This is a genomic window from Amycolatopsis keratiniphila subsp. keratiniphila (genome assembly GCF_001620365.2).
GTDB lineage: Bacteria > Actinomycetota > Actinomycetes > Mycobacteriales > Pseudonocardiaceae > Amycolatopsis > Amycolatopsis keratiniphila.
Genome location: NZ_LQMT02000019.1, coordinates 231,985 through 252,004, shown reverse-complemented (window position 1 = coordinate 252,004; position 20,020 = coordinate 231,985). Strand labels below are relative to the sequence as shown.

Genomic DNA, 20,020 nt, shown 5'->3' with positions numbered 1-20,020 from the left:
ACTGTGGACCGTATGAACGAGAGGATCACGGCGGCGTTCGCGGACGTCCCGGTGTGCGCGTCGGTGGTCGGCACCGCCAAGGTGGCCGACTTCGCGAACGCGGCGTCCCGCGTCGGCATCCTGGCCGCGGTCCCGGTCGGGCAGCTGGCCAAGATCGTCCCGGTGCTGACCGGGCTGGAGAAGATCCTGTTCGTGAACATCGACTCCTGCCCGGGACTGGCCACCGATCGAGGCGGCGTGGATTTCCTCCACGAGATCGGGGCGACCGGGGTGGTCAGCACCCGGGTCGCCCCGATCGAACGGGCCCGCGCGGTGTCGATGCTGACCATGCACAAGGTGTTCGTCACCGACCGGTCGAACCTGAACCGCAGCCTGGAGGCGGTGAAACGCAGCCGCCCGGACCTGGTGGAGCTGATGCCCGCGCCGATCATCCCGTGGATGTCGGCTCAGGCCCGCGAGGTCATGTCGCCGTTCGTGGCGGCCGGTTTCGTCACCGACCGGGCCGGGGTGGCCCATTCACTCGCGATGGGCGCACTGGCCGCCGCATCGTCCGATTCGGGGCTGTGGTCGCTGACCAGGTCCCAGCTGAGCGCAGGAGAGAAATGAGCTTCGTCGTGGTGGCCCGGTACGTGACCGCGCACCGGGACCGCGTCCTCGAACTGCTGGAGCCGATGGCCGACGCGTCACGGCGCGAACCCGGCTGCCTCCGGTACACCGTCCACACCGGAACCGAGGACGGCGTGGTGGTGATCGTCGAGGAGTACGAGTCCGAACAGGACTTCGCTGCCCACTGCGCGTCGGACCATTTCCAACGCATCGTGCTCGGCGAGGTGGTACCGCTGCTGTCCGAACGCCAGGTCACCGCCTGCGTCCCGGCCGGGAGCGCGCGGTGACGCCGGTGCGGGGCGCGGTACTCCGCGAAGTCGGCCGTCCGCTGGAGATCGAGAACCTGACGCTGGACCCGCCCGGGCCCGGTGAACTGCTCGTCCGGGTGCGGGCGGCGGGGCTGTGTCATTCGGATCTGTCGGTGATCGACGGCAGCAGGCCCCGGCCGCTGCCGATGGTCCTGGGGCACGAGGCCGCGGGCGAGGTCGTGGAGCCGGGACCGGGCACCGGCTTCACCGCAGGGCAGCACGTGGTGTTGTCGTTCGTTCCCTCGTGTGGCGACTGCCGCCCTTGCCTCACCGGACGGCCCGCCCTGTGCGCCCCGGCGGCCGACGCCAACCGGAACGGCACCCTGCTCGGAGGCGGCACCCGCTGGTCGACACCCGGCGGACGGCCGAACCATCACCTCGGCGTGTCTGCCTTCGCCGAGCACATCGTGGTCTCGGCGCGTTCGGTGGTCGCCGTGGACGAGACCCTCCCGTTCGACGTCGCCGCCCTGTTCGGTTGCGCCGTGCTCACCGGCGCCGGTGCCGTCTTCAACGCGACCGACGTGCGTCCGGGCGACAGCGTCGTCGTGTTCGGCCTCGGCGGTGTCGGCCTCGCGGCGCTGCTCGCCGCCAAAGCCGCCGGCGCGTCCACGCTGCTGGCCGTCGACGTCGTCGCGGAGAAGCGTGAGCTGGCTCGGTCCCTCGGGCGCCACCCACGCGCTCGAAGGCGACGTCGAGGCGATCAAGGAGCTCACCGGCGGTGGCGCCGACCACGCGATCGACACCACCGGCGTGGTGGCCGCCCTGCAGCAGGCATACCGGGCGACACGGCCGGGCGGCACCACCGTCACCGTCGGGCTGCCCGATCCCGCCGCCGAAGTCGCGCTACCCGCGCAAAGCCTGGTGGCGGAGGAGAAAACGCTGCGCGGCAGCTACCTCGGCTCTTGTGTCCCCCGGCGCGATATCCCCCGGTTCATCGAGCTGTACCGGTCGGGGCTGCTGCCCGTGGAGGCGTTGCTGACGCACCGGATCGGGCTGGAGGAGATCAACACGGGATTCGACCGGCTGCGGCGCGGTGCGGCGGTCCGGCAGGTGGTCACCTTCTCTTGAGGGTGGGGCTTGAGCGGCGCAGTTCGGGGTTGCGAAACTGGCTTTCGCAACGTTGAAGCGAGACCCGAGCTGCCCTCGACGATGTGGGAATCGGGACACTCAACGTCCCGATTCCCACATCGTCACCTCCAGGCAAGCCAAACCTCGCGCTGGCCCATCGGAATCCCCCTGACGGTGCCGGTCACATCTTCCGTAAGCATCAGTGACCTCCACCGCGGTCGCCTGCACCGATCGGCTCTTCGTGCCTGAGTTGTCGTCCGCCCGCGACCGGGCGTTACGGCGAACGGCGTATCGGCCGGCTCGCGGCGACGGTCAGCTGCATGGTCACCTTCGAGCCGACCATGAGCCTGGTGGCGAGGTTCTCGTTCACGCCCCAGTGGTTGCGGTTGAGCGAAACAGCGCCCGTGAAGCCGATGCGGAAACCGTCCGCGCCAGACCTGGCGCCGACCAGTTCGACGGCGACGCGGACGGGTTTCGTGACGCCTCGGATGGTCAGGTCGCCAGTGACCTCGAAGCCGCTGCCGCCGACATGCCGGACGGCTGTCGAGACGAAGGTGATGACCGGATGCCCTTCCACATCGAAGAAGGCGGTGCGCAGATGGTCGTCGCGCTGCCGGTTGCCGGTATGGATGCTCGCGGCCTTGATGGTGAGCCGCACGCTGGACTTGGCCGGGTCGTCGCCATCGAAGTGGCCGCTGCCGTCGAATTCGTCGAAATGGCCAGGCACCCGGCTTCCCATCGTGTGCCGGGCGATGAAGGCGAGCGTCGTACCGGCGGCGTCGAGAGAGTAGTCGCCGGTCAGTTCGCCGAGAGGGGTCGTTGTCGTCACGCTGGGCTCCTGGCGGGTAAGGGAAGCGTTCTCGGCATTACGACGAAACCGACCCGCCGGATGTGAGCCGCATCCGACGGACTGCTATTGATAATTTCTGTTTATCAATAGACCGCAATAAAGTCTTTGTCTTCGATGATTTCGCTTCCTACCGTGAACGAATCGGCGACAGAGGCAGGGAGGAGGCGTCCCATGGAACTTCGTCACCTGCGTTACTTCGTCACCGTCGCCGAGACATGTCACTTCGGCCGGGCGGCCGAGCAGTTGCACGTCGCGCAGCCGGCGCTCTCGCACACCATCCGGCAGTTGGAGGACGAACTGGGCGTCGTCCTGCTGGCCCGGACCACCCGCCAGGTCCGGGTGACGCCGGCGGGTGAGTTCTTCCTGGCCGAAGCCCGGCGCGTGCTCGCCGGGCTGGACGTGGGTGTCCGCGGGGTACGACGTATCGGCGAAGGCAAGCTGGGCCTGCTTCGGGTCGGGTTCACCGGCACGGCGGCCTTCTCCCATCTGCCGCATCTGGCCAGGGCGCTCGCGCAGCGGGTGCCGCAGGTGGAGCTGGAGATCCGTGCCGATCTGCTGACCGCCGAGCAGTGCGAACGCCTGCGCACGGGCACCTTGGGGATCGGGGTGCTCCGCCCTCCGGTCACCGGGGACGACATCGACTTCCGGGTGATCGAGAGCGAACCGCTGATCCTCGCCGTCCCGGCCGACCACCGGCTGGCCGTCGAACCCGTCGTCGCGATGGCGGACCTGCGGACCGAACCGCTCGTCACCTACGACCGGCGCAACTCGGTCGTGCACGAAGCAGTCGCGCGCAGCTGCCGCGAGGCCGGGTTCACGCCCCATCAACTGCACGAGGCATCCGGAACCGCGGTCCTGCTGGCCCTGGTCGCCGGCGGGCTGGGAGTCGGCGTGGTGCCCGCCTCGGCCCGCGCCCTCCCCCTGGCCGGTGTCGTGTTCCGCGACCTCGCCGGAGCGGCGACCGTGGAGCTGGCGCTGGCCTGGCACCGCGAAACCCCGTCCCCGCTCGTCACGACCGTCCTCGACGCGCTCGAAGACGTCTTTCCTTCCGTCGCACCGTCCACAGGGGGCACCTGATGAAGATCACGCGAGTCGAGGCGATCCCGTTCGCCATTCCGTACCGAAAACCGCTGAAGTTCGCTTCGGGAGAGGTGCACGTCGCCGAGCACGTCCTCGTGCGGGTGCACGCCGACAACGGCGTCGTCGGCGTGGCCGAGGCACCCCCTCGGCCGTTCACCTACGGCGAGACCCAGGCGGGGATCATCGCGGTGATCGACTCGCTGTTCGCCCCGCAAATCGTCGGTCTCAGCCTGCTCGACCGGGAAACGGTGCACACGCGGCTCGCTCGCACGGTCGGCAACCCGACCGCGAAATCCGCCATCGACATGGCCGTCTGGGACGCGCTCGGCCGCAGCCTCGACGTGTCGGTGACCGAACTGCTCGGCGGCTACACCGACCGCATGCGCGTGTCCCACATGCTCGGCTTCGACGAGCCGTCCGCGATGGTCGCCGAAGCCGAGAAGATGCGCGACACCCACGGCATCAGCACCTTCAAGGTCAAGGTCGGCCGCCGTCCCGTGTCGCTCGACACCGCCGTCGTGCGCGCGCTGCGGGAGCATTTCGGCGACGGCGTCGACCTCTACATCGACGGCAACCGAGGCTGGACCGCCGCCGAATCGGCCCGTGCGATGCGGGAGATGGCCGACCTCGGCCTGCTCTTCGCCGAAGAGCTGTGCCCGGCAGACGACGTCCTCGGCAGGCGCTGGCTCGTGGGACAGATCGGCATTCCGTTCATCGCCGACGAATCCGCCGTGACCCCGGCCGACGTCACCCGTGAGGTGCTCGGCGGCTCCGCCACCGCGATCAGCATCAAGACCGCCCGGACCGGCTTCACCCGTTCGCAGCGCACGCACCACCTCGCCGAGGGACTCGGCCTGGAGGTCGTGATGGGCAACCAGATCGACGGCCAGCTCGGCTCGCTGTGCACGGTCGCGTTCGGCTCGGCCTACGAGCTGACGTCCCGCCGCCCCGGCGAGCTCTCGAACTTCCTCGACATGAGCGACGACCTGCTCACCGAGCCCCTGCGCATCACCGACGGCGAGCTCACCGTCCGCCCCGGCGCCGGCCTCGGTGCCGAAATCGATCCCGAGAAGCTCCGGCGCTACCGCCAGGACCATTGACGCCCACCACGAATCAAGGAGGATTCATGACCGCCATCCACGAGACGGCCACCGCGGCCGCGTCCGGCGCCAACGCGACCGAGCGGTTCAAGAGCGACAAGTTCGCCGGTGTCGCCGGAACACCCAAGGAACGGGTCAGCCTGCTGGCTCGCGAGGTGCTGGAAGCGGTGCACGGCACGATCAGGAAGCACAAGGTCACCTACGACGAGTACAACGCGCTCAAAGCGTGGCTGATCAGCGTGGGCGAGGACGGCGAGTGGCCGCTGTTCCTCGACGTGTGGGTGGAACACGTCGTCGAAGAGGTCGCCACCGAGCACCGCGAAGGCAACAAGGGCACCATCGAAGGCCCGTACTACGTTCCCGGCGCGCCCGAGCAGGGTGCTCGCGGCTCGGTCCCGATGCGCGAGGACGAGGCCGGTACGCCGCTCAGCTGGACCGGCCAGGTCACCTCCACCGACAGCACCGCGCTGGCGGGCGCGAAGGTCGAGCTGTGGCACGCCGACGCCGACGGCTTCTACTCCCAGTTCGCGCCCAACATCCCGGAGTGGAACCTGCGCGCGAGCTTCACCGCCGACGACGAAGGCCGGTTCGAGATCCACACCGTGCGCCCCGCCCCGTACCAGATCCCGACCGACGGTGCCTGCGGCAAGCTCATCGCCGCGGCGGGCTGGCACGCGTGGCGCCCGGCGCATCTGCACGTCAAGGTCTCTGCGCCCGGCCACGAACTGCTCACCGCGCAGCTGTACTTCCCCGGCGACGAACACAACGACGACGACATCGCTTCGGCGGTCAAGCCGGAACTGGTGCTGGACCCGCGCCCGTCGGGTGACGGCGAGGCCATCGAGTACGGCTTCGTCCTCGACCCCGAACACCCCTGACCGAATGTCCTTTTTGGAGTGATCGATGCTCTACCACGTTCGCATGGACGTTCGCCTGCCGCCGGACCTCGACCTGGCGGAGCGGACCGACATCATCGCGCGGGAAAAGGCGTACAGCCAGCGGCTGCAACGCGAAGGCAAGTGGCCGCAGCTCTGGCGGATCGCGGGCGAGTACGCCAACTTCTCGATCCTCGACGTCGCGGACCACGACGAGCTGCACACGCTGTTGTCCGGTTTGCCGTTGTTCCCGTACATGGACATCGAGGTCACGCCGCTGGCGACGCATCCGTCGAAGGTCATGGGCTGACGCAGCTCGATCGCGGTCCGTGTGCCCGCCGTTCCGGTCGGTGAACGAGCTCCGCCGACCGGAACTTCCAACCCCGAAGTTCCGGTCGGTTGTTCATGGACCGCACCGGTCCGGCCCCAGTTGAATCGGCCGAGGTCCACTTCGGACCGGCTGGGGTGAAGGAGTTCGGCGGAGTGACCCGATGACGCGTCTGGTGACCGGGGCCGACGTCGCGCGGGCGGCCGACCGGATCCGGTGCTCCGTGCGCCGCACCCCCGTGCTCGGGCCGGTCGGCGGACTGTGGATCAAACCGGAGAACCGGCAGCGGACCGGCTCGTTCAAGGTCCGCGGCGCGCTCAACGCGGTCGCCGGGCTGACGGGCCACGTGCTGGCCCAGTCGTCCGGCAACCACGGCCGCGCGGTCGCCTACGCCGCGGCCCGCCAAGGGCTGAAGGCCACGGTCGTACTACCCGGAACTGCGCCCGCGTTGAAGGTCGACGCGGTCCGCGCACTCGGCGCCGAAGTGCTCGTCGTGCCACCGGCCGAACGGGAATCCGCGACGGCCGAACTCCTGGCCCGCACCGGTGCCACCCTGATCACGTCGGCCGATTTCGCGGTGATCGCCGGCCACGGCACGGTCGGCGCGGAAATCGTCACGGACCTGCCGAACGCGGGCACCGTCCTGGTCCCGGTCTGCAACGGCGGCCTGCTCGCCGGTGTCGCCGTCGCGGTCAAGGCGTTCTCGCCGGCCACGCGGGTCGTCGGTGTGGAGCCCGAACTCGCCGCCGACGCGGCCGACTCGTTTCGCACCGGCCGCCTGACGCGCTGGCCGGTGTCGCGGACCTACCGCACGATCGCCGACGGCCTGCGCGCCCCGGTGCTCGGCGAACTGGCGTGGGAGCACGTCAAGACGCTCGTGGACGACGTCGTCACGGTCGACGAGGAGAGCATCGTCGCCGCACAGGCGTTCCTGTTCGCCCGGTTCGGCGTGGTCGCCGAGCCGAGCGGTGCGGTGGCGACCGCCGCCCACCTGAGCGGGCGCGCCGGGCCGTCGGGAAGGGCGACGGTCGCCGTCGTCTCCGGCGGGAACGTCGCCGCGCCGCCACTGGGGGCGACGAGAGAGCGGGTGTCCGTTGAGCACGGCTGAGATCGGCGGAGTGCTCGCGACAATCGGGAACACTCCCCTGGTCGCCCTGGACCGGGTCGTGCCACTGACGGGCTCCCGGGTGTTCGCGAAACTGGAGAAGTTCAACCCCGGCGGCAGCGTCAAGGACCGGACCGCGCTGAACATGCTCCGCGGCGAAATCCGCTCCGGCAGGCTCGTGCCGGGCAGATCGGTGGTCGTCGAGTCCACGTCGGGTAATCTCGGCGTCGGGCTCGCCCAGATGTGCGCGTACTTCGGGCTCGACCTCGTGTGCGTGGTCGACACCCGTACGACCGCGCAGACCCTCGCGCTGTTGCGGGCCTACGGCGCCACGGTCGAGGTCGTGACCGCCCCGGTGGACGGCGACCTGCTCGGCGCCCGGATCGCCCGCGTCCGAGAGCTCCTCGCCCTGCTGCCGGACGCGTTCTGGCCCGATCAGTACGCGAACCCACTCAACCCGGCGGCTCACGAGCACACGATGCGCGAGATAGCCGACGCGCTCGACGGCCGCGTCGACTACCTGTTCTGCGCGGTCAGCACCGGCGGCACGATGCGCGGATGCGCCGACTACATCCGGCGCGAAGGGCTGGCCACGAAGCTGATCGCGGTCGACGCCGCCGGCAGCGCGATCTTCCACGTGCCGACGGAAGAACGCCGGATCCCGGGCCACGGCGCCGGACGGCGGCCGCCGCTGGTCGACACCTCCGCGATGGCCGAAGTCGTGCACGTGACCGATCTCGAATGCGTCCGCGCCTGCCGGACGCTCGTCGCCCGCGAAGCCATCCTCGCGGGCGGTTCCTCCGGTGCGACCGTGGCCGCGCTGGCGAAGTTGCGCGACCGCATCCCGCCAGGCTCCCGGTGCGTGCTCGTCTTTCCCGACGACGGCAACCGCTATCTCGACACCATCTACTCCGACGCGTGGGTCCTCGGTCATTTCGGCGAAGTGCCCGCCCGCGCCCTGGCCACGATTTCCTGAGGAGCTCCCCTTGCGTCACCTCATCTCACTCGACGACCTCACCGACGACGACCTGCGAGCCATCGTCCGCCGAGCCGTCCTGCTGGCGGAACGGCCGCGCGCGACCTATTCCACTTTGGACGGAGCGGTCGTCGGCATCCACTTCCGCAAGACCTCCACCCGCACGCGCACCGCGTTCTCCGCGGGCGCGCTGCGGCTGGGCGCCCGGATCATCGCCTACGGCCCGAACGATCTCCAGACCAACACCGGCGAGTCCATCGAGGACACCGGACGCGTGCTGTCGTCGATGCTGGACTTCCTGGTGGCCCGCACGGCGGCCGATCCGGCGGAACTCCGGGCCATCGCCGCACAGGACCGGATGGCCGTCGTCAACGCGATGAGCGCCGACGAGCACCCGACCCAGGCGCTGGCGGATCTGACGACGATCGTCCAGCGCTTCGGCCGCGTCGACGGCATCCGCATGCTGTACCTGGGCGAGGGCAACAACACGGCGGCGGCCTTGGCGCTGGCGCTCAGCCGATTCCCGGGCAACGAGCTGCACCTTCGCACTCCGCCGGGCTACGGCGTCGACCCGGACGTCCTGGAGCGCGCGGGTAAGCACGCCGCCCGGCACGGTTCGTCCATTGTGGAGCGACACGACGTCCTCGACCTGCCCGGCGGCGTCGACATCGTCTACACCACCCGATGGCAGACCACGGGAACGTCCAAACCGGACCCCGGCTGGCGCACGGTGTTCGCGCCGTTCCAGGTGACCGCGGACCTTTGGCGGACCAGTCCGGACGCGCTGTTCCTGCACGACCTGCCCGCGCACCGGGGCGAGGAGGTCACGGCCGACGTGCTCGACGGACCGCGTTCCGTCGCCTTCGCGCAGGCGGAGAACAAGCTGTACAGCGCGATGGCCGCGCTCGAATGGTGCGGCGGGGAGGACTTGGCGTGAGCTGGTTCGACGTGGCCGAGAGCGGCCTGTCCGGTACGGGCGAGGTGACGATGCTGTCCCGTGAAGAGGTCCGCAAGTGCCTGACGAACCTCGACCCGGTCGACGTCGTCCGCGAAACACTGGCCGACCACGACCGCGGCATCAGTCTCCTGCCCGCCGAGGCCTACTTGCGCTGGGAGAACTCCCGAGGCGCCTACACCCGGTCGATCGGGATGCCGGGCGCGGTGCGGTCGGCGTACGGGATGAAGATCATCAACGCCAGCGTGTCCAATCCCGCCATCGGGCTGGAACGCGCGGGCGGGATCGGCCTGTGCTTCGACGCGGAGACCGCCCGGATCACCACGATCATGGAGGCAGGCCTGCTGAGCGCGGTCCGGACGGCGGCGGTGAGCGCGGTGGGGGTGGACGCGCTCGGATACGGCGGAGCGGTTTCCCTGGCCGTCGTCGGCTGCGGTGCTCAGGGTCGGATGCACGCCGCGCTGCTCGCCGAACGGCTGCCCTCGCTGCGGAAGGTCACGCTGTACGACCGGTCTCCGGACGCCGCGCAAGCCTTGGCCGCCACCCTGCCCGGGATCTCGGCGCAGGTCTGCTCGAGCGCGCGGGAAGCGGTGTCCGCGGCCGAAATCGCCGTGTTCACGACCACGATGGACACAGGCTACGTCGAGCCGGACTGGGCCTCGTCGGGTGCGCTGCTGATCAACGTCTCCCTCGGCGACCTGACGGACGCGGCGTTCCGCGACGCGGCGGCGGTGTACGTCGACGACGTGGACCTGGTGGCCGACAACCCGCGCCGGCCGCTGGGCCGCCTGATGGCGGAAGGCCTGTTCGGGCGCCCCGATTCCACCGGGCCGGCACGCCCCCTCGACGGCACGTTGGGTGGGATCCTGACGGGACGGCACCGTGCGGACGGGGTCGCGTCGCCGTATGTGGTGCTGAACCCGTTCGGGATGGGAGTCCTCGACGTCGCGCTGTACGCGGCGGTCTCCGCGCAGGCCCGGGCGGAGAGCCTCGGTACCGCCCTCCACCTCGGCTGAGCCTCGCGTCACCTGCCTACCGGGAACCGCCCGTGACCGACGGCGACGAAGCGAACGGAACCAGCAGCCGTGCCGCCCCGCTTCCGTCCGCGGGCACGGCCCAGATGTCGCTTTCCTTCCCGTCCCCGCGCGGCAGGCTGTACCCGATCGTGTCGTTGTCGAGCCACACCACCTGGTCGTCCACACTGCGCGTCTCCGCGAGCGGGGTTTCGCGCATCGTGGCCAGGTCCAGGACGTGTTCCCGCCACGGGTTGACGTCGCCCTCCGCCACCCGCTTCTTGAACGCGAGCTTCTTCCCGTCCGGCGACAGCGAAGGACATTCCGCGTTTTCCCGCAGCGTGCGGGCGTTCCACGCGGCGTTGTCGCCCTGCACCAGATAGGTCCGCCCACCGGTGGCGACCGTGGCGTAGAACGTCCGCTCGTCCGCGGCGAACGTGACGCCCCAGTAGTTGACGTCCTCGCCACGATGGGACACGTCCCCGATCCGCAGCGGGATGCCCTCGATGTTGCTCGACAGCTCGTTCAACTCACGATCCATGATGGCCGTACGCGTCGAGAAGGTGCCGGGTGTCGAGTAGGAGTCACCGGTGACGAACGTGGTCCAGCTGCCCATCCGGCCGCCGGGTGAGAGCTTCGCGCGGTTGGGGATTCCGGGCACATCGACGCGTTTGACCTCGCCGAGCGCGGGATCGACGAACCGGGCGACCGCGCCCGCCATCGGCGCGGACTCCTTCGCCAGGCACAGGCCTCCCGCGGCCGCGGTGTAGAACCGTTCGCAGGTGAGCGAGCTGATCCGCCGCGGCCCGCCGGGATCGGAGACGGGGACCGAGGCGACGTTGCCGTACCCCGGCCCCGGCGCCCCGTTGCGGAACAGCAGTCTTCCCTGCTCTCCCAGTACGACCTGCCCCGAGGTGTCCACCGCGACCGTCGCGTCGGCCGCCTGCCGCTCGGGGCTGTTCGCCTTGGCCTGCACCACGTACACCACCGAAGCGGCGACGAGGGCGGCGACACCCGCCAGCGCCACGACGAACTTCACCGGAAGTTTCACCCGTCTCCTTCCCCGTCACCGGCAGCGGTACGGACCTGCTTTGTCGAGCAGTTCGCCGTTGGTGCCGATGATTTCCCAGGAATAGGTCTTTCCCTTGAGGACCAGCTTCATCACCCCGTGCTTGCCCAGGATCTTCTCGACGCCTTCGCGGGCTTTGTAATCGAGGTACAGGCTGTCGCCACCGATACCGGCGATGACCGAGCGCACGCCGTTGGCTTCGTCGACGTGCCCGTTGACGTCCAGCGGCTTCGTCCGCTCGTAATGGTGGTCGTGCCCGGCGAACACGACGTCCGCCTTCGCCCTGGCCAGCTCGTTCCACAACGGCGCCACGCTCTTCGCGTCACCGGAGTTCCCCGAATTGAAGCGAGGGTGGTGCCAGTAGCCCGCGACACAGGACTTCTTGGTTTTCGCGAGGTCCTTGCGCAGCCACGCCACCTGCTCGGCGCCGCCGCCGTTGTACACCGGGTCCGAATCGAGCGCGACGAAGTGGAAGTCACCGACGTCGAAGCTGTAGTACGGCTTCCCCTTCGGCGTCGCGATCTTCCCGAAGTACTGCTTGTACCCCGCCAGCTCGTTGTTCCACTCGTGGTTGCCCGGAGTGGGTTTGGTGATCTTCTTGAACCTGCCCCAGGTCTTGTCGTAGTAGGTCCGGAACTCTTCGATGGTGCCGTCTACGTACTGGTTGTCGCCGACCGTCAGCACGTACCGCGGGTTGATCTTGCCGACCAACGCCGCCGTCTGCTGGTGTTCGGAAGGCAGCTCCGGCTTGGCGATGTCGCCGGCGAGCGCGATGACGATGCCGTCGGACGGTGTCGGCCGGGTGGCCGCCTTCACCGGCGCGGTCGAACCGGACAGGTTCCCCGCCGCGTCCCGCGCCCGCACCGCGTACTGGAAGTCGAAGCCCGACGCCAGCGACGTGTCGGTGTAGGACGTCGTCGCGGACCTGCCGATGACGTTGCCGTTGCGCAGGATCTCGTATTCGACGACCCCGACGTTGTCGCTCGCCGGGTCCCAGCCGAGCGTGATGCTCTCGGTGGTGGACGACGCCTGCCGGAGCCCGGTCGGCACCGACGGCGGCTGGATGTCGCCGTCGCCGGTCCGGACGCCGTAGATTTCCAGCTCCCACAACGAGTATCCGTAAACGGTCGCCCGTGCCGTGCCGAAGATCCGGACGTGCCGGGCGGAGGTGTTCAGGCCGGTGAACTCGTCGAGGCCGCCGTCGCTACCCACCACGGTCTTCACGTCGCGCCAGTTCTGGCCGTCGTCGGACGCCTGGACCTGGTAGTCCTTCGCATGCGCGGATTCCCAGAGGACCTTGATCCGGCTGATGTCCGCCGGGCCGCCGAGGTCGACCGCGATCCACTGTGGATCGCCCTCCAGGCTCGCCCACCGGGTCGTCGAATCGCCGTCGACGGCGAGAGCGCCACTGAAACTCTCGTTCTCGACGGTGGAAGTCGTGGTCCGTTTGTTGACCGACAGCAGTGATTCCACCGGTCCGGCCGTGGCGCTGGAAGCGATCACGGGCTGAGCGAGCAGGACGATCGCCGCGATCGCGGCGGTGCCCGGCTGCACCATTCGATTCACCTGTTACTCCTGGTTGGGCCTACGTCGTGGGTGGAACACGGACCGGGCCCGGCGCCGCGTACGGCACCGGGCCCCATCCGTCAGCGGCAGGTGTACGGACCCGCCTTGTCGAGCACGTTCCCGTTGGTGTCGACGATCTCCCAGGAGTAGGACTTCCCGTTCAGCATCAGCTTCATGACGCCGTGCTTGGCGAAGATCTTCTCCACCCCTTCACGCTCCTTGTAATTCGTGTAGAGGTAGTCCCCGCCGATGCCGGCGATGACCGAGCGCACGCCGTTGGCCTCGTCGACGTGCCCGTTGACGTCCAGCGGCTTCGTCCGCTCGTAGTGATGGTCGTGCCCGGACATCACCATGTCCGCCTTCACCTTGGCCAGCTCGTTCCACAACGGGGCGATCTGCTTCTTGTCGCCGTATTCGCCCGAGTTGAACCGCGGGTGATGCCAGTACCCGATGACACAGGCCTTGGTGTTCTTCGCCAGGTCGTCGCGCAGCCAGGCCACCTGCTCGGAACCGCCGCCACCGTAGATCGGGTTCGAATCCATCGCGACGAAGTGGAAGTCGCCGATGTCGTAGCTGTAGTACGGCAAGCCCTTCGGGTACGCGATCGCGCCGAAGTACTCCTTGTAGCCCCTGAGCTGGTCGTCCCACTCGTGGTTGCCCGTCGTGGGTTTGGTGATGCTCTTGAACTTGCCCCACGTCTTGTCGTAATGGGCGCGGTACTCGGAAATGGTGCCCTTGTGGTACTGGTTGTCCCCGACGGTCAGCACGTACTGCGGGTTCATCCTGGCGACCTGGTTCGCCGTCGCCTGATGCGTCGAGAAGAGCTCGGGGTTGGCGATGTCACCCCCGACCGCGATGGTGATGGGACCGGTTCCTCCAGGCTGCGTGGAGGCCTTGACCACCGAGCTCGCCGCGGAGACGTTCCCAGCCGCGTCCCGCGCCCGCACGGAATAGCCGAACTCCACTCCGGATGCCAGCCCGGAGTCGGTGTACGTGGTCGTCGCCGTGGTCCCGACGACGTTCCCGTCGCGGAGCACCTCGTACTCGGTGACTCCGACGTTGTCGGTGGACGCGGTCCAGCCGAGTGAAACGCTGTTCGTGGTGCTGCCCGTCGCGGTGAGACCGGTGGGCACCGTCGGCGCCTGCGTGTCGCCGCCGCCGACGCGGTCGCCGTAGACCTCCAGCTCCCACAGCGAATAGCCGTAGGTCGTACCGCGGGCCGTGCCATGGATACGGATGTGGCGCGCGGACGCGTTGAGGCCCAGGTGTTCGTCGATGGCGCCGTTCCCGCCGGTGACCGACTTGATGTCGGTCCAGGTCCGGCCGTCGGCCGAGCCCTGGATCTTGTAGGTCTTGGCGTAGGCGACTTCCCAGTTCAGCCTGACCTTGGTGATGGTCGCGGTCCCGCCGAGGTCGACGGCGATCCACTGCGGATCGACGCCTTCCTCGCTGGCCCATCTGGTCGTGGTGCTGCCGTCGACCGCGTTGCCGCCGGCGAACTCGGTGGTCTCCACCGACGATGTGGTGGTCGGTTTGCCCGCCGACAGCAGGGATTCCGCCTGCGCGGTGGTACCCGAAGAGATCAATGTCTGCCCCAGCAAGGCCAGGGTCGCCACCGCGACACCGGCCAGGGGTGTTCTCCGTTTCATGCGAACTCCTCGACGTTGCGGAGTCGGCGAGTACCGGCGGTGGGCGGCGACTTTCAGCCGGAGTCGCTTAGTTAAGTAAGTTTCCTAACGATGGCAGTGTAAAAGGTCCTTAAAGTCACAGTCAACGGGTGATCGGGCGGTGCCCGGCACCATTTGATGGCAGGGTCGCGGCCATGGTGACGCTGGATCGGCTCGTGAACGTCCTCGGTGGCTACGGGGCGCGGTTGTGGTGCTGCCCGGTGTCGCGCGAGGTGGCCTTGCGCGACGTGGTCATGCACGACGCCGCCGACCCCCGCGACCTGCGCGGGGACGTGTACCTCGCCGTCGGCGCGGACTCGGTCGCCGCGGCCGTCGACCTGGCCGCGGCGGCACAGGCCTCGGTCGTCCTGGTCCGGGGCTCGTCGCCGGATCCCGAGGCCGCCGAACGGGCGGAACGCGGCGGCGTCGCCGTGCTGCTGGTGGACCCGGACGTGTCCTGGGGCCAGCTCGCCGGCGTGGTCTACGGCCTCGTACTGGAGGGTCGCGAGACCGAGTCCGGCCGAGGGCCGACCGACCTGTTCGCGCTCGCCGACAGTCTGGCGGACGCGCTCGGCAGCGCGGTGACCATCGAAGACCGGCTGTCCCGGGTCCTCGCCTACTCCAGCCGTCAGCACCTGGCCGACCGGGCACGGCTGGAAACGATCCTCGGCAGGTTAGTCCCGGAGCCGGTCCGCGAGCTGTTCGAACGACGGGGCGTGTTCCGGCACCTCGCCGAATCCGACGAGCCGCTGTTCGTCGAGGCCGATCCCGAACACGGGCTCACCGGGCGCATGGTCGTCGCGGTCCGCGCGGGGCGCGAGCTGCTGGGCTCGATCTGGGTGGAATGCGACCGGCCGCTGTCCGACGCCCGGCGCGCGGTCCTGCGGGACAGCTCGCGCACGGTCGGCCTGCATCTGCTGCGCTCGCGGGCGAGCGCGGATCTGGAGCGGCAGGTCGAATCCGATCTGGTGATCCGGCTGGTCGAGGGCACACCGGACGCGGCGGCCGTGCTCAGCAGGCTGGGGCTGCCGCCAGGGCGGTTCCGGGTGATCGCGCTCCAGGCCCATATCGGTGACGAGCGCCACGCCGCGCTGCTGCTCGCGTTCGAGCGGGCGACCACCGGTTTCGGCTGGTCACGTCCGGGCCGCAGCACGCTGTTCAGCAACACCGTCTACACCGTCCTGCCCGGGGACGACGTCGAGGCGGCCAGGGCGTGGGTCGCTTCGATCCGCGAGGCTCTGCCCCGGCAGGTGACGATGCTGGCAGGCATCGGGGCCGGTGCGACGTCGGCGGAGCTGCCCGCCAGCAGGCTGGAAGCCGACGAGTGCCTCGCGCTGCACAGCGTGCGTCCCGGTACGAAATCCGCGATCGCCTACGACGAGGCCTGGGACGACATCCTGGTGCAACGGCTGCGGGCCGCCGCCGCGTCCGGCCGGGCGCCCGCCCGCGGCCCGATCACCGAGTTGCGGCGGCATGACAGCGCGAACGCCACGAGCTACGTCGCGACGCTGCGCGCCTGGCTCGAAGCGCAGGGGGATCTCGCGGAGGCGGCCGAGCGGCTGGACGTGCACCCCAACACGATCCGCTACCGGCTCCGGAAGATGGCCGAAGTGACCGAACTGCGTCTCGACCAGCCTGCGAAACGGCTGGCGATGATCATCGAACTGGCGGTGTCCGAACCCACCCCTTGACCGTTCCGGCCAAAGCGATCCGCCCAGATTGTCGGATCCGGACAATCGAGACCGCCCGGATCCGAGCGATCCTGACCGCGACAGCACCACTCGTAGCGGAGGAATTCATGGGCGATCTCGACCGGATCGACGGCGGCCCGCGTTCGGCGATCGTGATCGGCGCCGGCGTGGTCGGCCTGTCGACCGCGTGGTTCCTGCAGGAACGCGGCGTCAGTGTCACGGTGGTCGACCGCGCGGGCATCGCGGCGGGAGCGTCGTGGGGCAACGCGGGCTGGCTCTCGCCCGGGCTCTCGATCCCGCTCAACGAACCCGGCGTTCTGCGCTACGGGCTGCGGACGCTGCTGGACCGCCAGGCCCCGCTGCACGTTCCGCCGTCGCCCGATCCGCGGCTGTGGTCGTTCCTCGCCCGGTTCGCCGCGAACTGCACCGGCCGCTCCTGGACCCGCGCGGTCGAGGCGAACGCACCGCTGAACGACGAATGCCTGGAAGCCTTCGACGTCCTCACCGCGAACGGGGTGGACGCGCCGACCATCGAAGCGCCGATCACCGCGGCGTTCGAGACCGCCGACCAGGCCGCCGGGCTGATCGGCGAACTGCGGCGGATCGAGGAAGCAGGCCAGGGCATCTCCTACACCCGTCTCACCGCGGCCGACCTCGCCGAACGGTTCCCTCAGGCCACGGCCAGGCTCGGCGCCAGTGTCCGGATCGACGGGCAGCGTTACGTGGACCCGGGCCGGTTCGTCGAGTCGCTGGCGCGATCGGTGGTGAGCCGGGGCGGCACGATCCGCCACAAATTCGAGGTCGCTTCCCTGCGCGCGTACCGTCACGCGCTGAGCGTGCGCTCGAAGACCGGCCAGACCGTGAACGCCAACGCGGTCGTGCTGGCGACCGGGGCCTGGCTCGGAGGCCTTGGCCGGAAGTGGGGCGTCAAGGTCCCCGTCCGGGCCGGACGCGGCTACTCCTTCACCGTGCCGACCGACCAGCCGGTGCCCGGACCGCTCTACCTGCCGGACATCCGCGTGGCGTGCACGCCGTACCGCGAAGGGCTCCGGGTGGCCGGGACGATGGAGTTCCGGAAGCCGGACGCGCGGCTGGATCCGGCCAGGATCGCCGCGATCATCGCCTCGGCGCGGCCGTTCCTCACCGGACTGGACTGGGAACGGCGCACCGACGAATGGGTCGGTTCCCGCCCCGTCACAACCGACGGGCGGCACGTCATCGGCGCGACGAGCACACCCGGGCTCTACGTCGCGGGCGGACACGGGATGTGGGGATTGACCCACGGCCCGATCACCGGGCGCCTGCTGGCCGAGCACATCACCACCGGCAAACAGCCGGAGGCCCTGCGTCCCTTCGACCCCCTCCGCTGATGGCCCAGGACAACGGAACACCGGCTGACGAACAGTCCGAAGTGGACCGGCTCCGCGCCGAGAACGCGCTGCTGCGCGCGGAGAAGGACCTGCTGCTGAAGGCCGCGATCGGATTCGCCACCGACGCGGGCGCCTTCCAGCGCCGGTCCCGTGAACCCGAGACCCGCTGACCGAAGCGGGACTCATCGAAGGTCTGTGGGGGCTGGGTCCTTTCCGCGCCCGGCCCCCACAGACTTACCCACCGAAAGGCGATCATCACCATGTCAGGCCCTTGGCTGACCAAGGAAGCGCACGCTCGGCTGGTGCGGGAGCTCGCGACGTTGCGGCGCCCCGGCACCGACGACCGGTTCGGCGACGACGAAATCGCGCACAAAACCCATCGGCAGGCCCGGATCCGGCAGATCGAGGACATGCTGCGCGGCGCCGTCGTCGGGCAGGATCCGCCCGACGACGGGATCGCCGAGCCCGGCATGGTGCTCACCGTCCGGTACGACGACGGCGACACCGAGACCTTCCTGCTCGGCACCCGCGACGAGGCCGGACATGGCGAACTCGAGGTCTACTCCCCCGATTCCCCGCTCGGCCGCGCACTGCACGGCGCGAAACCGGGTGACCGGCGGGAATATCGCGTGCCGAGCGGCGGGGCGGTCCACGTCACGTTGCTGGACGCCAAGCCTTACGGGCGGCATCGGGAGACCGCTCACTGAAGCCGTGGACGGAGCCCGGAGCGGACGACGTGAAAGCCACTTTCGCAACGCTGATGGTTGCGAAAGTGGCTTTCACAACCATCCGGCGCCCCGTCCAGGACGGCGAGGGCACGGTTCGAGGGCCCGGATTCCTACGTCCTCGGCCACCGATTCCGGTCGAGGTGTCGTCACCGGACGGCTACGGTTCGGTAGTCCGGATACCGCGGACATACTGACAAGGAGGATTCGTGGACGTCCTGACCCTGGGCCCGGACGAGATCCGGGCCGCCGTGTCCATGCCCGCCGCGATCGCCGCGGTCCGGAACGGGTTTCTCGCCCTGCACCGCGGTGAATTCGAGATGCCGACGCGAACCGTGTTGCGCGACGGCGGATTCCTCGTGATGTCGACGCACCACCGCCCGACCGCGTCGGCGATGATCAAGACCTTGAGCCTCGACTTCGACCGCGACCCGGCCATCGTCGGCACGGTCGTCCGGAGCGAGCTCGGCCACGGCCGTCAGCTCGTCGCCGACGCCATCGAGGTGACCCGCATCCGCACCGGCGCCGCCACCGGCGTCGCGACCGACTTGCTGGCCCCGCCGGACGCGAAGACCTGCACCCTCATCGGCGCGGGCGGGCAGGCGGCCGACCAGGTCCGCGCCGTGCACGCCGTCCGGCCGTTGACCGAGCTCAGGATCGTCAGCCGCGGACTCGAACGCGCCGAAGCGCTCGGCAAGGCACTCGACGCGGAGCTGGGCATCAGCGCCGTCGTCCGCACCGATCCCGACGAGGCCGTTCGCGACGTGGACATCGTCTGCTGCGCGACGACGTCCACCACTCCTCTGTTCTCCCTCGAATCGCTGGCCGAACACGCCCACGTCAACGCCATCGGCGCGTACCGCCCCACCATGCGGGAACTTCCGGACGACCTGCTCGCCGACGCGACCGTCGTCATCGACGCACGAGAGGCCATCCTCGAGGAATCCGGGGAGATCATCCACGCCCTCGCGTCGGGAGCCATCACCGAGGACGACCTCATCGAGTTGGGGACCGCGCTGGCCGAAGGAGTCGTGAAGTCAGGCGGCCGTACGGTCTTCAAGTCCGTCGGGGTGGCCGCACAGGACTGGGCGATCGCCGATCTTCTCGCGCAGTAGGCGGCATGGTCGGTCAGCTCGGTAACCGGGTGTCCTCACGGGACATCGGGGCGCCGGAGGCCCGGGTCTCGGCGGGGATGTGCTCCCCGTCCGCGGGTTTCCGGCGACGTCCGTCCAGGAACCACTCGACGCCGAAGTCGTCAGAGCGGGCCACCATGATCAGCAGCACCACCAGATAGGCGAAGAAACCCGCCGCGAGCCCGACGCCGTAAGCACCGAACAGCCGGCTCTCGGGAGACCGGCGCAACCACCGTTCGGTCGCGCCGGAATTGTCAAATCGAGGAAGGAAATGGTCTTTCGTCGAGAGGAGCGAATCGTCGACGGTTGGTGAGTCGGTCGAGTGGGGAGGATTTGGGACATTGAACGTCCCAAATCCTCCCCAGCCGAATCGACTGATCAGTATGAGGGGCCGCCACTCCGCGCGCTGGATGCCGACGATGTGGGAATCGGGACGTTGAGTGTCCCAATTCCCACATCGTCGAGGGACCGATCAGGCATCAGCACTTCATCAACGGAGCATCAGGGACGCTGAGCATCCCGAATCCTCCCCACT

21 protein-coding genes and 1 pseudogene are annotated in these 20,020 nt (G+C 69.3%); 17 read left to right on the top strand and 5 right to left on the bottom strand.

Annotated features, from left to right (window positions below; all coding sequences use genetic code 11):
• The first annotated feature begins 12 nt into the window (after window positions 1-12).
• The 4 genes and pseudogenes from AVR91_RS19180 (at window position 13) to AVR91_RS43835 (ending at window position 1,982) form a co-directional block, all read left to right on the top strand.
• Window positions 13-606, top strand: a complete 594-nt coding sequence (locus tag AVR91_RS19180; RefSeq protein ID WP_016334334.1) for a glycerol-3-phosphate responsive antiterminator — start codon at window positions 13-15, stop codon at window positions 604-606.
• Complete coding sequence (locus AVR91_RS19175) at window positions 603-893, top strand: putative quinol monooxygenase (protein ID WP_063275422.1); 291 nt, start codon at window positions 603-605, stop codon at window positions 891-893. The genes AVR91_RS19180 and AVR91_RS19175 overlap by 4 nt, the downstream gene beginning before the upstream one ends.
• A pseudogene (locus AVR91_RS44435) lies at window positions 890-1,294 on the top strand (alcohol dehydrogenase catalytic domain-containing protein); the annotation flags it as partial. The gene AVR91_RS19175 and the pseudogene AVR91_RS44435, both read left to right, overlap by 4 nt.
• 262 nt (window positions 1,295-1,556) lie before the next feature.
• Window positions 1,557-1,982, top strand: coding sequence for a zinc-binding dehydrogenase (locus tag AVR91_RS43835; RefSeq protein ID WP_228709242.1), 426 nt, complete (start codon window positions 1,557-1,559; stop codon window positions 1,980-1,982).
• A gap of 274 nt (window positions 1,983-2,256) precedes the next feature.
• On the opposite strand, the gene AVR91_RS19165 is transcribed toward AVR91_RS43835, so the two are convergent.
• Window positions 2,257-2,811, bottom strand: a complete 555-nt coding sequence (locus AVR91_RS19165) for a YceI family protein (RefSeq protein ID WP_063275423.1) — start codon at window positions 2,809-2,811, stop codon at window positions 2,257-2,259.
• Window positions 2,812-3,003: 192 nt separating this feature from the next.
• Here AVR91_RS19165 and AVR91_RS19160 point away from each other — a divergent pair, with 192 nt between their 5' ends.
• From AVR91_RS19160 to AVR91_RS19125, 8 genes are all read left to right on the top strand, one after another.
• On the top strand, window positions 3,004-3,909 hold the full coding sequence (locus AVR91_RS19160) for a LysR substrate-binding domain-containing protein (protein WP_063275424.1): 906 nt from the start codon (window positions 3,004-3,006) through the stop codon (window positions 3,907-3,909).
• Window positions 3,909-5,012: a mandelate racemase/muconate lactonizing enzyme family protein gene (locus tag AVR91_RS19155; protein ID WP_063275425.1), complete on the top strand. Its 1,104-nt coding sequence runs from the start codon at window positions 3,909-3,911 to the stop codon at window positions 5,010-5,012. The genes AVR91_RS19160 and AVR91_RS19155 overlap by 1 nt, the downstream gene beginning before the upstream one ends.
• A gap of 26 nt (window positions 5,013-5,038) precedes the next feature.
• Window positions 5,039-5,890, top strand: coding sequence for a catechol 1,2-dioxygenase (catA, locus tag AVR91_RS19150; RefSeq protein WP_063275426.1), 852 nt, complete (start codon window positions 5,039-5,041; stop codon window positions 5,888-5,890).
• A gap of 25 nt (window positions 5,891-5,915) precedes the next feature.
• Window positions 5,916-6,197 (top strand): muconolactone Delta-isomerase, encoded by a 282-nt coding sequence (gene catC / locus AVR91_RS19145; protein ID WP_063275427.1) that lies wholly within the window; start codon window positions 5,916-5,918, stop codon window positions 6,195-6,197.
• Window positions 6,198-6,378: 181 nt separating this feature from the next.
• Window positions 6,379-7,323 carry a threonine ammonia-lyase gene (locus AVR91_RS19140; RefSeq protein ID WP_063275428.1) on the top strand — a complete coding sequence of 315 codons (945 nt, stop codon included), beginning with the start codon at window positions 6,379-6,381 and terminating at the stop codon, window positions 7,321-7,323.
• Window positions 7,310-8,296: a 2,3-diaminopropionate biosynthesis protein SbnA gene (gene sbnA, locus AVR91_RS19135; protein WP_063275429.1), complete on the top strand. Its 987-nt coding sequence runs from the start codon at window positions 7,310-7,312 to the stop codon at window positions 8,294-8,296. The genes AVR91_RS19140 and sbnA overlap by 14 nt, the downstream gene beginning before the upstream one ends.
• 10 nt (window positions 8,297-8,306) lie before the next feature.
• Window positions 8,307-9,233, top strand: coding sequence for an ornithine carbamoyltransferase (locus AVR91_RS19130; RefSeq protein WP_063275430.1), 927 nt, complete (start codon window positions 8,307-8,309; stop codon window positions 9,231-9,233).
• A complete protein-coding gene (locus tag AVR91_RS19125) occupies window positions 9,230-10,267 on the top strand; it encodes an ornithine cyclodeaminase family protein (protein WP_143254031.1) in 1,038 nt (345 codons plus the stop codon). Before AVR91_RS19130 ends, AVR91_RS19125 begins: the two co-directional genes overlap by 4 nt.
• A 16-nt stretch (window positions 10,268-10,283) precedes the next feature.
• On the opposite strand, the gene AVR91_RS19120 is transcribed toward AVR91_RS19125, so the two are convergent.
• The 3 genes from AVR91_RS19120 to AVR91_RS19110 all read right to left on the bottom strand — a co-directional run bounded on the left by AVR91_RS19120 (window position 10,284) and on the right by AVR91_RS19110 (window position 14,548).
• A complete protein-coding gene (locus AVR91_RS19120; RefSeq protein WP_063275431.1) occupies window positions 10,284-11,315 on the bottom strand; it encodes a TolB-like translocation protein in 1,032 nt (343 codons plus the stop codon).
• A 15-nt stretch (window positions 11,316-11,330) separates the two neighbouring features.
• Entirely contained in the window at window positions 11,331-12,890 is a 1,560-nt protein-coding gene (locus AVR91_RS19115) for a discoidin domain-containing protein (RefSeq protein WP_063275432.1), read from the bottom strand.
• A gap of 89 nt (window positions 12,891-12,979) precedes the next feature.
• Window positions 12,980-14,548 (bottom strand): discoidin domain-containing protein, encoded by a 1,569-nt coding sequence (locus tag AVR91_RS19110; protein ID WP_063275433.1) that lies wholly within the window; start codon window positions 14,546-14,548, stop codon window positions 12,980-12,982.
• A gap of 173 nt (window positions 14,549-14,721) precedes the next feature.
• Between AVR91_RS19110 and AVR91_RS19105 the strand changes: the two genes are divergently transcribed.
• The 5 genes from AVR91_RS19105 to AVR91_RS19090 all read left to right on the top strand — a co-directional run bounded on the left by AVR91_RS19105 (window position 14,722) and on the right by AVR91_RS19090 (window position 19,467).
• On the top strand, window positions 14,722-16,257 hold the full coding sequence (locus AVR91_RS19105; RefSeq protein WP_063275434.1) for a PucR family transcriptional regulator: 1,536 nt from the start codon (window positions 14,722-14,724) through the stop codon (window positions 16,255-16,257).
• A gap of 107 nt (window positions 16,258-16,364) precedes the next feature.
• Window positions 16,365-17,627 (top strand): NAD(P)/FAD-dependent oxidoreductase, encoded by a 1,263-nt coding sequence (locus tag AVR91_RS19100; protein ID WP_063275435.1) that lies wholly within the window; start codon window positions 16,365-16,367, stop codon window positions 17,625-17,627.
• The gene (locus AVR91_RS43365; RefSeq protein WP_170064556.1) at window positions 17,627-17,797 is read left to right on the top strand and encodes a hypothetical protein; all 171 of its coding nucleotides are present in this window, start codon (window positions 17,627-17,629) and stop codon (window positions 17,795-17,797) included. The genes AVR91_RS19100 and AVR91_RS43365 overlap by 1 nt, the downstream gene beginning before the upstream one ends.
• A gap of 90 nt (window positions 17,798-17,887) precedes the next feature.
• Window positions 17,888-18,334 carry a GreA/GreB family elongation factor gene (locus AVR91_RS19095; RefSeq protein WP_063275436.1) on the top strand — a complete coding sequence of 149 codons (447 nt, stop codon included), beginning with the start codon at window positions 17,888-17,890 and terminating at the stop codon, window positions 18,332-18,334.
• A 227-nt stretch (window positions 18,335-18,561) separates the two neighbouring features.
• The gene (locus AVR91_RS19090; RefSeq protein ID WP_076857377.1) at window positions 18,562-19,467 is read left to right on the top strand and encodes an ornithine cyclodeaminase family protein; all 906 of its coding nucleotides are present in this window, start codon (window positions 18,562-18,564) and stop codon (window positions 19,465-19,467) included.
• 13 nt (window positions 19,468-19,480) lie between these two features.
• Here the strand turns inward: AVR91_RS19090 and AVR91_RS19085 are convergent, their stop codons facing one another.
• A complete protein-coding gene (locus tag AVR91_RS19085) occupies window positions 19,481-19,714 on the bottom strand; it encodes a hypothetical protein (protein WP_211282736.1) in 234 nt (77 codons plus the stop codon).
• Window positions 19,715-20,020: the final 306 nt, after the last annotated feature.